The organism is Neiella marina, from assembly GCF_002165625.1.
Taxonomy (GTDB): domain Bacteria; phylum Pseudomonadota; class Gammaproteobacteria; order Enterobacterales; family Neiellaceae; genus Neiella; species Neiella marina.
This window is the reverse complement of record NZ_NGNS01000031.1, coordinates 1-14,048: the sequence shown is the minus strand read 5'-3', so window position 1 is coordinate 14,048 and position 14,048 is coordinate 1. Positions and strand designations below refer to the sequence as shown.

The 14,048-nt window shown below is 49.7% G+C and carries 9 protein-coding genes; 6 read left to right on the top strand and 3 right to left on the bottom strand.

Annotated features, from left to right (window positions below; all coding sequences use genetic code 11):
* Positions 1-24 precede the first annotated feature (24 nt).
* Together CBE68_RS17460 and CBE68_RS17455 are read right to left on the bottom strand one after the other, a co-directional pair.
* Positions 25-5,286: a response regulator gene (locus CBE68_RS17460; RefSeq protein ID WP_087507488.1), complete on the bottom strand. Its 5,262-nt coding sequence runs from the start codon at positions 5,284-5,286 to the stop codon at positions 25-27.
* Positions 5,287-5,506: 220 nt separating this feature from the next.
* Complete coding sequence (locus tag CBE68_RS17455) at positions 5,507-6,652, bottom strand: glycoside hydrolase family 5 protein (RefSeq protein ID WP_158100660.1); 1,146 nt, start codon at positions 6,650-6,652, stop codon at positions 5,507-5,509.
* A 169-nt stretch (positions 6,653-6,821) separates the two neighbouring features.
* Here CBE68_RS17455 and CBE68_RS17450 point away from each other — a divergent pair, with 169 nt between their 5' ends.
* Complete coding sequence (locus CBE68_RS17450) at positions 6,822-7,208, top strand: MmcQ/YjbR family DNA-binding protein (RefSeq protein ID WP_087507486.1); 387 nt, start codon at positions 6,822-6,824, stop codon at positions 7,206-7,208.
* Positions 7,209-7,218: 10 nt separating this feature from the next.
* On the opposite strand, the gene CBE68_RS17445 is transcribed toward CBE68_RS17450, so the two are convergent.
* A complete protein-coding gene (locus tag CBE68_RS17445) occupies positions 7,219-8,196 on the bottom strand; it encodes a LysR family transcriptional regulator (protein WP_087507485.1) in 978 nt (325 codons plus the stop codon).
* A 166-nt stretch (positions 8,197-8,362) separates the two neighbouring features.
* On the opposite strand from CBE68_RS17445, the gene CBE68_RS17440 reads away from it, so the two are divergent.
* From CBE68_RS17440 to CBE68_RS17420, 5 genes are all read left to right on the top strand, one after another.
* Positions 8,363-9,535 (top strand): efflux RND transporter periplasmic adaptor subunit, encoded by a 1,173-nt coding sequence (locus CBE68_RS17440; RefSeq protein ID WP_087507484.1) that lies wholly within the window; start codon positions 8,363-8,365, stop codon positions 9,533-9,535.
* A gap of 9 nt (positions 9,536-9,544) precedes the next feature.
* Complete coding sequence (locus CBE68_RS17435; protein ID WP_087507483.1) at positions 9,545-12,709, top strand: efflux RND transporter permease subunit; 3,165 nt, start codon at positions 9,545-9,547, stop codon at positions 12,707-12,709.
* On the top strand, positions 12,706-13,158 hold the full coding sequence (locus CBE68_RS17430; protein ID WP_143824615.1) for a hypothetical protein: 453 nt from the start codon (positions 12,706-12,708) through the stop codon (positions 13,156-13,158). The genes CBE68_RS17435 and CBE68_RS17430 overlap by 4 nt, the downstream gene beginning before the upstream one ends.
* 102 nt (positions 13,159-13,260) lie before the next feature.
* The gene (locus CBE68_RS17425; protein WP_087507507.1) at positions 13,261-13,455 is read left to right on the top strand and encodes a hypothetical protein; all 195 of its coding nucleotides are present in this window, start codon (positions 13,261-13,263) and stop codon (positions 13,453-13,455) included.
* A 15-nt stretch (positions 13,456-13,470) separates the two neighbouring features.
* The gene (locus CBE68_RS17420; protein WP_087507481.1) at positions 13,471-13,863 is read left to right on the top strand and encodes a hypothetical protein; all 393 of its coding nucleotides are present in this window, start codon (positions 13,471-13,473) and stop codon (positions 13,861-13,863) included.
* The last annotated feature ends 185 nt before the right edge of the window (positions 13,864-14,048 follow it).

Genomic DNA, 14,048 nt, shown 5'->3' with positions numbered 1-14,048 from the left:
GTTTCACGTGAAACATTATGCCAGCTAGGCTATGTCACCAGAGCTGAGAAGGGCCCCAAGAGCCTCTCCCGCTTCATCGAAGTCATACTGAGCCAATGACGCCTCTACCTTTTTAAGTGAACTCAGAATCGAATCATCCATGGCCATTGTCATTAGCTCATCCAACATATCAACCGACTCAGCATCAAAGTCATCAATGGCAGCTTTAAGTTGCTTGAGCTTGTTGAGCAATTCGTCTTTGGTAATTGCAACAGCTTGGTTGCTTGAGCGACCATCACCTTGTTGAACACTATCCAATGCTGTGGCAATCGCAGCACAAGCAATTTGTAATGCCACATCTGTCGCCTTCATTAGCTCATCGAGTTGGTCAGCGTCATAATCGTTACCATTAGCGATGGTTTGATTAAGATAATGCTCCAAACTTTGCGCACTAGTCATTAAATCATCGGCACCGATATTACCAGCGAGGCCTTTCAGCGTATGTGCAATTCGTTCAGCGCTATTGAAATCGCCATCGTCGACTTCACGCTGGACATCACTCACCGCATTAGATTGAGATTCAGTGAAGCGCTGCAAAAGACGTAAGTAGCTCGCCACCTTACCGCCGCAACGAGCCAACGCAGGGCCAGTATTAAAGCCCGGCAAATGAGGTAAAACCGGTTCGCTTTCATGGGGCTCCGACGCTACATCCTTAACGTTCTGGACGGCATCGAGGTCTGGGGTAAAGTCTGGCTGAATCCACTTCGCTAGCGTACGGATGACTTCGTGGGGATCAATCGGTTTGGCAAGGTGGTCATCCATGCCAGCAGCGAGACATTTGTCGATATCTGTGGTCATCGCATTAGCTGTCATGGCGATGATCGGCAATGACTTGTACTGTTGGTTCTGACGAATGAGCTTAGTTGCACCATAGCCATCGAGCACAGGCATTTGCACATCCATCAATACCGCCTGATAGTCATTTGCCAACACCATATCGACACCGATCTGGCCATTCTCGGCAACACTAACGCGCAGCCCCGACATCTCGAGCAATTCCACCGCAATTTGCTGATTGAGCTCATTGTCCTCGACCAGTAATACGTGGGCGCCGACAATACCGCGAGCCAAGTCCTTATCTAGGGTAATCCCCCTACGCTGGGCCTGAGGTGCTGCGCCACCCATCGCCTGCATGATGCAGTCATGTAAAGACGATGCTGTCACAGGCTTCATGAGATAGGCGGCAACGTCAAGGTGCTGAGAGCGTTGTTGCATCTCATCGCGATCATAGGCTGTCGCCATAATGATTTTTGGCAAGTGCTCAAGCTGAGCCGCTGATTGGATAATTTGTGCAAGTTCGACACCGTCCATCAAGGGCATTTTCCAATCAATGATGGCCAAATCAAACGGCAGCTGCTCGCCATCAGCAGCTTCCAATAGGCGCAATGCATCTCGGCCATTGGCAGCCACTCGGGTGTCGATACCCAAGTTACTACTCAAGTTCTCGAGGATTTCCAATGCCGCCGGGCTATCATCGACAACCAATAAGCGCAGGTGGTTAATGTCGATGTGAGCAAATGATGAGACCTCTTGCGCCGCCTCGCCCAAACCGAACTGGGCAGTGAAGGCAAAAGTACTACCCACGCCCGCCTCACTGTCAACGCTTATCTCACCGCCCATCATTTCAACTAACGATTTACAGATTGTCAGGCCCAAACCTGTGCCGCCGTAGTTACGTGTGGTTGAGGCATCTGCTTGGGTGAAGCTTTGAAACAGCTTAGCCTGCTGCTCAAGCGTCATGCCAATGCCGCTATCCTTGACGCTAAAGCGCAAAGACACAGTCTTCGATTCGCCAGATCCATCTGCTGGAGCGACTAACTCAGCCGCAATAATCACCTCCCCCTGCTCAGTGAACTTAATCGCATTATTGGCTAGGTTGATTAGAATCTGGCTCAGCCTTAGCGGATCACCCACCAGTTGGGTCGGAATATCGGCGGCGAAATCAATCAGCAACTCGAGCCCTTTTTGCTTGCTCCGAATAGAAACAACTTCGACAATTTGGCTGACGGTTTCATTGAGGTTAAAGGGAATGGATTCCAGATCGAGTTTGCCGGCCTCAATTTTAGAGAAGTCTAAGATGTCGTTAATGATACCCAGCAGCGAATTAGCCGAGTTATGGATCTTGCTGACGTAGTCTTCTTGTTTGCGACTTAGCTGAGTTTGTAACACCAGATAGCTCATGCCAATAATGGCATTCATTGGCGTACGAATTTCGTGACTCATATTAGCCAGAAAGTCGCTTTTTGCTTTGGTTGCTTCTTCCGCACTGTGTTTAGCCGCTTTTAACGCAGCTTCGGCATCTTTGCGGCGGGTGATATCGCGGATCATCCCAGTAAATGCGAGCTCACCATCAATTTGAGATTCACCGACGGCAACCTCAATCGAAAATTGTTCGCCGCTTTTTCGAATTGCGCTGGTTTCTTTAGTGACACCGCTAACTTTGCCCTCGCCGACCTGATGGCTCAAACCAGGGTAAAGGTGAAACGGCTCAGCCATCAACTTAGCCAATGGTTGGCCGATAATTTCATCAGCACTGTAGCCGAAGATGGTTTCGGCGGCGGGACTAAACTCTTCAATAACACCTTCATTATTGGTGACAATAATGGCATCCGAAGCGTTATCGATAATAGCTCGCGTACGACGCATGGTATGGCGCAACTCGGTCGTGCGTGACTCAATTAAACTTTCCAATTCAACTTGAGAGCGGGTGAGTGCCAGATTGGCTCTCTTACCCAGTCCGAGGGTAAATAAGCTACTACCAAATATCAGCAGTAACGAGATCGACAACATACCGTAGATAGTGAATTGGAAAGTGACATATTGACCATAGGCTTCATCAACGTCCATTTCGGCAGCGATGCCAAGCGATAGTTCGCTGTCCCACACCCAACTGCCAACTACGGGAACGCCGCGATAGTCGCGATAACCATCTAAGTCGGTGCCAGCAATAAACCGGGTGGCCTTTTCAGCCATTAGTGTCAACGGCCACTGCTCTTTTGGCACCGTTGAGGTCTCATTGTTTAGCAAATTAACGCCCGGATCAGTGATTCGAACGTTGAGCAACGGTTCTTCTGATGGCTCGATTAGGCCAATGTTTCGGGCATCCTGAGCAAAGCGAATATTGGATATCAACAAGCCATCTTTGTCGATGGCATAGGTTTCACCACTCTTGCCGATAAATCCTGCTGACAACACATTTGAAAAGCCTGCACTTGGCCTGATGCGTTTAGTCAGAATCGCGATGACCTTACCGTTTTTACTAATCGGCACCGCAAAAAACATAGTAGGCGGGTTGCCTTTGCTGTTGTTTTCCCCCTCAAGCAGAACATCAGAGCGAATCGGTGGAATAAACACCCCTTGGCCATTCATCACTCGATCGAGCAACTCAGGCTTTCTCTCACGAATGAAATTTACTGTACCTATGTTGGTATCGCGTCGCGACGCGAGACTGATCCAGTCATCAGGCGAGATAACGAAAAACCCGAGCGAGCCACCTTTACTCTCGCGATCGGCGAAAAACCTTCTAATCTGCTGCTGTACTGGCGAGCCAGTAAGTGACTCTTTATCACGGGGTAGCGCTTTCAGTTGTTCGACCATGGCAATAAGCTCGGCGCTTCGACCAATCGATTTCAACGAAGTTACCTCATATTCAACCCATGAGCTCAACAACGAGTGAGTGGAGTTCAACAAGGTATTGAGGTTGTATTCGGTCGTTACCACCGTTTTGTTCTTGACGCTATGGACGAAACCAACAGCAAGGACAAGCAATAACAGTGAAAATCCTGCCAAACCACCAAGCACGATGTATTTGAACTTGGCAGACGCAAAACGGCTGGCCAGCTCTTTCTCATCCATCCTCAATGTCAGTTGATTGATGACAACACCGATTACCAGCAAGGTTATGATGACCGCCGCAAACAACCAAATAAGGTTCTGGTTCAGAGCCTCAATAAAGCTGTCGTCACTCCCGGTTAATTTCGACGCTCGATTCGATTTGATCCACTGATTGTTGGTTGCAACCAACTCCTCGGCAGAAATGCTATCGAGACCCTTTTGAATGATTTGATGTAGCTCAGGGTGACGCTTGGTGGAGAAGAAGTGCAGTAACGAAGGCTTAATAACATCTTCGTTAATCTTCCTCAGGGAGGTGACATTGCGCTCTGCTAATCGATCTTCAATGATGATCTCGGACTCAACCAGAGCATCAACAGTGCCATCAAGAACAAAGTTAATCGACTCTTCAATATGAAGGGTTTCGACTATAGTCAAACCGGGCATGGCGGCGAGTAATTTATCTTTGGTGATGTACCCTTTCGGCACTGCTACTTTGGCATTGACCAAATCGCCCTTGGTCACCAAGTCGCCACGATCATCTCGGACAAAAAACAGCTCTCGATTGACAAAATATGGGCTAGAAAAAGTGCCATACTCGGTGCGTTCCTCACTGTAGTAGATGTCCGTAATGAGGTCGATATCGCCGCTTTTAAAACCATCAATCAGCTCATTCCACTCCCCTTGTACCAAGTTCACTTGCAAGCCAGTATGCTTGATGATTTGGTTTAACAAAGTTCCAGCAAGACCTTTTACCTCGCCATTTTCGACGTAAATAATCGGTGGCCAGTAATCAATGGCAACATTGACGACGTTATTGGCAATCCACTCCTGCTCCGCGCTGGTAAGCGCTATCGCTTCGGACTCCTCAATCAACTGCTCGCTTTTGGCTTGCTCCGCAACGCGCTCTTGAATCAGACTGATGTAGGCCAGCAAGTTCTCCATATACAGCGCTTTGAAGTGGCGATATTCATCACTATTCAACACTCCCATTGCCTGCTGACGTTGCCCCCGTTGGACTTTTTCAATCGTATCGTTTTCCATCGCTACCAGCTGACGATTGGCTGTTTCAATCGATTGAATGAGTTGAGCATGCTCATCGAGTGGATTGGCGAGTAATTTGTTTAGCAAGGCTTCGAGGGCGGGCTCATACTGCTGATAGCGAGCAAGCCATTTGTCCTCACCGGAGAAGGTGTAACTCAATACCGAAGAGGTCAAAACCTCATCTAAATATTTGAGTTCAATTGACATTTTATCTATTTGCTGAACATCTAACTCAACGTCTTCAAGGTCCATCACCGTTTCAGGGGCGGCGATGACGTTATCATCAGCAACGGCGTCGATAACGCTTGTGGCCAGCAACGAACAAATGCCGATAGCGGCGGCAAAAACTTTCAATAACACAGAGTGCTTCATAACCAGTTGCTTTACCAAGACAAAAAGACGTCGCCCCGGCAAACTCAAACAGGGGCCAATGAGTGGACTCAAAATCGATTACATTGAGCATAATCTATAACCAATAGATGTCCATTTTATCTTTGATAATCAAAGCACTGGATCACAAGCATATAACTGCATTTTAAGCCAAAGATGGCCGCCAAAATGCAGCCATATCAAGTCGACAGCCAAAACTAGGCTACTGCTGTTGCATGACCTGCTTAAAAAATGCGCCTTGCTCTGTCGGGGTAAACTGCCAATCGTGAATCATGGTTGGCCCCCAGTCCGGGTCAAACACCCACACACACCATGACAAGCCTTTGTTATTGGCATATTCGGTAAACATAGGGCCGTATGAACCATCATCAATCACCGGCACGTGAGCACCGTAGCCATCGGCTTGCACCCAGCCGATCTCAGTGGCAATGATCGGATAGTCGTCAGCCATAAAGCCCCACACCTGCTCCCATGCTTTGAACATGTTTGCTTTAGTGCGCTGTTTGGGCTGCGCCTTCATCGGGTAAGGATGGGCGGCATATGCAACATTGGGCCGGCGTACCGGTGCTTTGGCAAAGGGCCTTAAATCATAGGCCCAGTTAAACCCTGCAACCAAAGGGATCACTTTGTCATCATAAGCACGAATCAGGTCGATGTTACTTTCCAGAAACGCTAGCCAGTCGTCCCACTCGATATCGCCAAGTCCGTTGGCAACGCCCATATAGTTGACTGTTGGCTCGTTAAATAACTCATACACAGCCATGGTTGGCACATCACGGTAGCGCAGTGCCATGTCGGCCCAGAAGTTACGCGTTTCGACCAAGGAGGTTTGATACATCGGATGCTGGAAAAAACCATCTTCAACGTTGCCAATCGAATGCCAATCAAGAATCAGGTAGATGTCATAGCTATTGGCCCATATAACCGCTTCATCAAGTCGATCAAAGTACCATTGCTTACCCTTTTGGCGCCACGCAATGGGGTGCACCGGAATGCGAATGGTATTGGCTCCCCAATCGGCGATTTCTTTAAATAACGCTTGGCTCCATTGGCCGTCACGAACCAGTTTATCGGGATCAGCAATATTCAAACCGCGAAAGAAAAATGGCTGGCCTTGCTGGTCGACAAATTGGTTGCCATCAATACGAATATGGTCTTGTGGCTTCGGCAGCAATTTCACATCAAAACTTTCTGGATAGGGAATATTCCACCAACCTGAACCTTCAACCGAATGAGCATGGTCGCCCGGCTCCCGCTCCTTGTCCTTCTTATTTGTTTCAGCCGCCAGAGGAAGCGCAGCACATAAGACAACGCTCACCAATGCCGCCAGCCATTTGTTACTCAGCATATTCATAATCCGCCCAATTCATAAATAAGATGAAAACGTTTTCACTTTTACCGGTGACTGTCAAGCTGTCAAGTACTTGAACCTCAATGGTGGACTGAGTTGGCAGAAATGATTGTTAAACTAGTCGTAAGCTAAACTTCGTCATTGATATGGAATATGGATAGCAACCATGGATTATGAGCAATTCAACCAGTTTTGTGGTGGGCTCAAGGCCACCACTCATGTCGTGCAATGGGGTAACTCGCACGTATGGAAAGTGGGTGGCAAAGTGTTTGCCATTGGCGGTTGGAGCAAAAAAAATGATCAGCCCGCATTTACCTTCAAATCTTCGCCACTGAACTATGAATTTCTGAGCCAATGCGAGGGCTACATTCCTGCGCCCTACTTCGCCACGCGCGGCATGAAATGGATTCAACAAACCGATACCACAGGCCATTTAGATGAGGATTTGAAGTACTACCTCAGTGAATCGTATCGACTCGTTGCGCTGGGATTAAGTCAACGCAAGCGCAACGAGCTAGGTATCGTTCTGGAAAACCGCAACGCTGAAACTTAAAGCCGCCAAACTACCACTTCAAATGCTGCCACTCGGCGCGTGACTTATTGCCATACATATCGTCAAAACCGGGGATATTGTGCTCCCAAATCGGCGCCTCTTCGCCGATGTAGGTTTTGATTGCTTCAAAGAACAACCGCGTTCTAACCGGCAGGTCGCGGTGCGGATACACCGCGTAAACGCCGGCAAAATCAAGCAGCTTTAAGTCCGTCATGATAGGAACCAGACGCCCTTGCAACACATCAGAGCGAATTTGGAACGCCGGCGCCATGTAATAAGCCGTGCCAGACAACGCTTTAAGGCGAAGCATTTCAATATCGTTGGAGTAATAGTTACAACGCATTTGAACTTGATTTGGCAAGTTGAAGTCATCGGCGTACTTGATCACATCGGCCCGAAAGCCATCACCGGAATAGCCCGCGCCAGGCAATTCAGCCAGTTGCTCTATGGTTGTGGGATTACCATAACGTTCGATGAATTCGGGGGATGCCAGCATAATCAATCGATTTCGCGCCAAATAACGCGCAATCAATGATGAATCGCGTGGTTCACCAACGCGAAATGCCAAATCAAACCCCTCACTGACAATATCGAGCAAGCGATCGTCTAGGGTCAACTCCACTTCAACCTGCGGGTACTGCTGCTGAAATTCATTGATCACAGGTTGGATAACCTGCTGCGCCAATGACGCCGTGCTGGTTATTTTCAACAATCCTTTGGGCTCTGAATGGAAATTTTCCGCCACTCGAACAGTATCACCAAGCAATGCTCTTAGCTCTTCTGCTTTGCGCACCATTTCCACGCCAGCGGCGGTGAGCGAAAACGAACGAGTCGAGCGATTAAGCAAGCGCACGCCCAGCTCGGATTCCAGCTTGCCAAGCTGTTTCGACACGACTGAACGGTCGATGCCACGAAATTCAGCCGCGCGAGCGAATGATCCGCGTTCTGTCACCTCAAGAAACAACAACAGTCGGCTGGTCATATCCATCAACAATTCCTCTCAACAGGCTGATTTTTATCAATCATTTGGCAGTGATTATAAACTTGGAAACCAATTGGTGCCATTTTGGCATCATTGTATTTACATATGTATGCTTTTTTGCCACCCAACCCCTAACTAAGATCACATCTCCAAATTCGAGGGGTCAATAACAATGAAACGCCAACTATCTGCATTTGTTCTCGCTGCAACCATCATCACCTTAGTTGGCTGCAGTGACGAAGCCACTACACCGATTACACCACCAGCAACACCAATCGACGTTGCCACTGTAGCCGAGCAAGCGGTGCAAGCTTGGTATACCTACACCACTCGACTTGAAGCACCGCAAGAAGTTGATCTAATGCCGCGAGTTTCTGGTGTTATTAAATCGATTGAATTTGTTGAAGGACAAGTCGTAAAAGAAGGTGACTTGTTGTTCAAGCTCGATGCGCGCCCATTCGAAGCAGAGGTTGCTCGCCTCAAAGCTCAGGTAAAGAGCGCTGTCGCCGCGTTAGAGCAAGCCAATAATGAGAACCGTCGTGCTCAGCGACTGCGCCAGAACAACGCCATTTCAGCTGAACAAGCCGAATCGCGCAGCTCTGCCGCACGTCAACGTCAAGCCGAGCTGCAAGCGTTTCAAGCACAGCTACGTGCCGCTGAACTGGATCTTGAATTCACTCAAATTACTGCGCCAATTTCCGGCGTGGTGTCGCGCGCAGAAATCACCAAAGGCAACAACGTCAATGCCAATCAAAGCATCCTCACCAGTATCGTTTCGAACCACGAAATGTACGCCTACTTCGATGTCGATGAGCGTACTTGGAACAAAAGCTTTAGTGATGTCACTACAACTTCGGAGTTACCCGCGGTACTGCAATTAACAGGCAGTGATCGATTTTCCCATGTTGGCAGAATCGACTTTATCGACAATGCCATTGATACCCATACAGGAACCTTGCGTGTCCGAGCCACCTTCGCGCCACAGCAAGGCAAACTGCGCGCCGGTTCGTTTGCCCGGATCCGCGTTGCCGCCAGCGCTGCCCATCAGCAAATTTTGATTCCAGATCGGGCCATCGGTACTGACTTGAAAAATCGCTTTGTGCTTACCGTCAGTGCAGAGAACACCTTGGAGTATCGCTTGGTCACCACTGGCGAGCGTTATGGCGAATATCGGGTGATCACCCAAGGATTGAAACCAACCGATGTCATTGCCGTCAATGGCCCTGCCAAAGTCGGCCCTGGCATGCCAATAGAACCACGCCCAGTGCAGCTGGATTTGTCATCGCTGGAGCTCACCATCACCAGTGATAGTGCTGAGCCAACACCACTGATCGCCAAGCGATAAGAGGTTGCTATGAACTTTTCTCACTTTTTCATTCAACGGCCAATCTTCCCGTCCATGCTGTCGCTGGTGATCCTCATTGGCGGTAGTATTTCGTTATTCCAGTTGCCGGTCAGTGAATACCCCGAAGTGGTACCCCCCACGGTTGTTATCACTGCTAACTATCCGGGTGCCAATCCAAAGGTCATTGCCGAAACGGTTGCCACGCCGCTGGAGCAGGAAATCAATGGCACCGAAAACATGCTTTACATGTTTTCTCAGGCCACCAGCGATGGTCGCATGACCCTAACGGTCACATTCGCCCTGGGCACTGATTTGGACAAAGCTCAGGTCCAAGTTCAAAATCGCGTTAGCAGTGCCCTGCCACGCCTACCAGAGCTAGTGCAGCGCTTGGGCGTGGTGGCAGAGAAAGCGTCACCAGATTTGACCATGGTGGTTCACATGTACTCGCCTGATGAGTCTCGTGAGATCAGCTACCTGTCGAACTACACCAACCTCTATATCAAAGACCAAATTGCTCGCCTCGGTGGTGTTGGTGATGTCCAGTTGTTTGGTGGTGGTGAATACTCCATGCGTATTTGGCTCGATCCTGATGCCCTTGCCGCCCGCCAACTGACCGCCAATGATGTGGTCAGCGCCTTACGTGTGCAAAACCAGCAAGTCGCTGCTGGTTCGCTAGGTGCTCAACCGACGCCACTGGAGAATCAATTCCAGATTTTGCTCAATGTCAAAGGTCGACTCGAGAGCATTGAAGAGTTTGAAAACGTCGTGATTCGGGTCGGAGAGAATGGCGCTTTAACCCGACTGAAAGACGTCGCACGGGTGGAATTAGGCCAGAATACTTACGCCTTAAGAGCATTGCTAAATGGCAAGCCTGCGGTCGCCATGCCGATTTTCCAACGCCCAGGTTCAAACGCCATTGAGTTGTCCGATCAGGTGCGAGAAACCATGGCCGAACTGGCGAAAGCCTTTCCTGCAGGCATGGCCTATGAAATTGCTTATGACCCAACGGTGTTTGTCCGCGGCTCAATTGATGCTGTGATCCATACCTTGCTCGAAGCGATTGCTCTGGTGGTCATTGTGGTGGTGCTGTTTTTACAGACTTGGCGCGCCTCAATCATTCCACTGATTGCGGTGCCGGTTTCCTTGATTGGTACCTTTGCGGTGATGCAATGGTTGGGCGTCTCCATCAACACCTTGTCCTTGTTCGGTTTGGTGCTAGCCATCGGGATTGTGGTCGATGATGCCATCGTGGTGGTGGAAAACGTTGAGCGCAACATTCATAACGGCTTGAGCCCGCTGGAAGCAACCAAAGTCGCCATGACCGAGGTAACAGGACCGATTATCGCCATTGCCTTGGTTCTCTGTGCGGTATTTATCCCCACCGCTTTTATTACCGGTTTGTCGGGTCAGTTTTACAAGCAATTTGCCCTGACCATCACTATCTCGACGGTCATTTCTGCATTTAACTCGCTGACCCTATCGCCAGCATTGTCGGCGTTGTTGCTGAAAGGCCATGATGCCAAACCAGACGCCTTAACTCGGATTCTTAACAAGCTCTTCGGGCGCTGGTTGTTTCATCCGTTTAACCGCCTGTTTGATAAAGGTGCCAATGCTTATGAAGGCACGGTGAAGAAGCTGATCCGCTTTAGCGTCATCGTTGGCGTAGTTTACCTCGGCCTTGTCACCAGCACAGTGTCGTTATTCAACGCCGTACCCGGCGGCTTTATTCCACAGCAAGACAAGCAATACCTAGTGGCGATTGCCCAGCTGCCTGATGCCTCAAGTCTGGATCGCACCGATGCCGTGATCCGCGAGATGGAGCAGATTGCACTGGCGACACCGGGCGTTGCCCAAACCGTGTCATTCCCAGGGTTATCGGTCAACGGTTTCACCAACAGCCCCAACAGCGGTATTGTTTTCGTCACCCTCGAAGCATTTGAACAGCGTACTGAGCCAAGCTTATCCGCCGGAGCAATCGTTGCCGCGCTCAATCAACGTTTCGCAGTGATTGACGAAGCCTTTGTCGCAATCTTTCCGCCGCCACCGATTCAAGGTTTAGGTTCAACCGGTGGCTTTAAGCTGCAAATCGAAGACCGTGGCAATGCCGGTTTTGAAGCGCTGTTTGCCAGCCTCAATGCGGTGATAGGCGAAGCCTCCAAACGTCCTGAGTTAATGGGTTTGTACTCGACCTTTCGTATTCAAGTGCCGCAAATGGATATTCAAGTCGACCGCGAGCAAGCATTAATCCAAGGTATTCCGCTGTCTGAGGTGTTTGATGCCTTGCAAATCTACCTCGGCTCTTTGTATGTCAATGACTTCAACATGTTTGGTCGCACCTATCAGGTCAATGCCCAAGCCGATGCCAAATACCGTCTCGACCCACAGCAAATACTTAATCTAAAGGTGCGCAATGCCGCCGGACAAATGGTACCACTGGGTTCAGTGTTGGCAGTCACACCAACCACAGGACCCGACCGGGTGATGCATTACAACGGCTATCCGAGTGCAGAGCTAAATGGCAGCCCTGCCGTTGGTTACAGTTCTGATCAAGCACAAGCTGCAATCGAACAAGTGCTTGCAGCGACACTGCCCGATGACATGAAGTTCGAATGGACCGAAGTGACCTACCAGCAAATATTGGCGGGTAACACCATGGTGTATATCTTCCCACTGGTGGTGTTATTGGTATTCATGGTGTTGGCAGCACAGTATGAAAGCTTGCGTTTGCCATTAGCGATTATTCTGATTGTGCCAATGACTATTTTCTCAGCGTTAGCGGGCGTTTGGTTAGTCGGCGGTGACAACAATATCTTTACCCAGATCGCGCTCATTGTGTTGGTTGCTTTGGCCTGTAAAAACGCCATTCTGATGGTCGAATTTGCCAAAGAATTACATGATTCCGGCCGCACCGCGCTGGCTGCTATTTTGCAAGCTTGTCGTTTGCGATTGCGACCGATTTTGATGACTTCCATTGCCTTTACTGCCGGTGTCATTCCCTTGGTGTTGGCCTCGGGTGCTGGTGCAGAAATGCGTCAGGCCATGGGTGTGGCAGTGTTTTCCGGGATGATAGGTGTGACTGTGTTCGGACTGTTGTTTACCCCAGTATTTTACATGCTGGTGGCCAATAAGCAGCACGATAACGACAAGCAAGCCAACGAGGAGGCAACACCATGATAGGCCGTTTATTAGCGACAATGATGTTGGCCGCCTCGCTATTGCTGGCGCTGCCAGTGAGCGCTGCTGACAGCCAAAATGAAGAGGCCGCCATTCGCGCAGTATTTGAGCAAATGGGGCAAATTGCGCGATTGGGAGTAGCTGCGGATGTCACTCAAGTGTTGGCCCCCAGCTTGGAGCTCGACTATAGCCATTGGTTTGGCGATGAGGTTGAGTTAGTTAGCCGCTCCGAACTCGTCACCGAATTCGACGACTTTTTACCGGGACTCAACCTGGCATCACCAGCGATTGAGGTGCAAGAAGTGAGCATCTCAGGCAACCGAGCGAGTGCGGTCGTTGGCTGCTACCAGTTTTCATTGCAGAAAAATGCAACGAACTGGCAAATAACGGCGGTTACCGCCGTTGCGCCAACAGCCGGCTCTCGATCCAAACACGCCCTGTCGACGTAATTGATGAAGCAACATCATAGTTTGCGTGACCAATGCATTGTCACGCATCAAGCGTTAGTTGTTGCAGCATCCACTGCCTCGAATACACAACGGAGAATCGACATGGCAAATACAACAACTTGGCCAGATCTGGCCATTGCGCTCTATGAAAAACTAAACGAAAGAAACGCCGAGCTGACCTATGAGTTTGAGCAAATGCAGATCGGTGTACCCAGCTCGGCTGGCGCAGGATCGGAAACTGCGCACTGGACCATCAACGGTGTGCTGAAGATTCGCGCTCGAGATATATCTGAGTAGCTAGAGGTAACCAATATGGCTGTGTCACCGGCTACGCCGCTCAGCTTCGATGGTCACCTGAGCCTCAATGGCAACAGCACCGGCGAGGATAACCGTGCCGTAACCGGGACGTTAACAGCAGCAAATGATGTCATCATGCTGAACTTGGTACCGCAAGGGAGCATGACCTCGGCCTTGGCTTATGTTCCGAAGCGGGGTATTCGGCGTGACGCCATCGAAGCGGCACAGCAAATCGCCACGCGCTTGAGTCTTTCGGTTGAGATCTGCCTCGATGGTCATATTGTCGCGTCGATCGCCCCAACACCTCCTGCCGGCATCAGAACATTCCTCACAAACTCGATGTTTGCCACCGCCTCGATGAAAATCCATGTGCTCGGGTTGCTTCGCTACACGCTTCGAAACAAATAACGCAGGAAACAATCAACGAACCTAGCTGTTGTAAAAGTCACTTGCGCACACCAGCGGCAAAGAAAAAGGCAGCCAATCGGCCTGTCTCTTATACACAAATCCCCGCTAAGCAATTGGCGGGGATTTTTTTGAACTTTTTCCGTTAACTTCGATCTGATCTCCACACTACTTTTTGGGGAGTATCA

Bases quoted from the DNA above. Each gene is read 5' to 3' on its own strand.
- CBE68_RS17430 (WP_143824615.1), top strand. From the start codon at position 12,706: ATGATAGGCCGTTTATTAGCGACAATGATGTTGGCCGCCTCGCTATTG.
- CBE68_RS17445 (WP_087507485.1), bottom strand. From the start codon at position 8,196: ATGGATATGACCAGCCGACTGTTGTTGTTTCTTGAGGTGACAGAACGC.
- CBE68_RS17425 (WP_087507507.1), top strand. From the start codon at position 13,261: ATGGCAAATACAACAACTTGGCCAGATCTGGCCATTGCGCTCTATGAA.
- CBE68_RS17450 (WP_087507486.1), top strand. From the start codon at position 6,822: ATGGATTATGAGCAATTCAACCAGTTTTGTGGTGGGCTCAAGGCCACC.
- CBE68_RS17440 (WP_087507484.1), top strand. From the start codon at position 8,363: ATGAAACGCCAACTATCTGCATTTGTTCTCGCTGCAACCATCATCACC.
- CBE68_RS17460 (WP_087507488.1), bottom strand. From the start codon at position 5,286: ATGAAGCACTCTGTGTTATTGAAAGTTTTTGCCGCCGCTATCGGCATT.
- CBE68_RS17455 (WP_158100660.1), bottom strand. From the start codon at position 6,652: ATGCTGAGTAACAAATGGCTGGCGGCATTGGTGAGCGTTGTCTTATGT.
- CBE68_RS17435 (WP_087507483.1), top strand. From the start codon at position 9,545: ATGAACTTTTCTCACTTTTTCATTCAACGGCCAATCTTCCCGTCCATG.
- CBE68_RS17420 (WP_087507481.1), top strand. From the start codon at position 13,471: ATGGCTGTGTCACCGGCTACGCCGCTCAGCTTCGATGGTCACCTGAGC.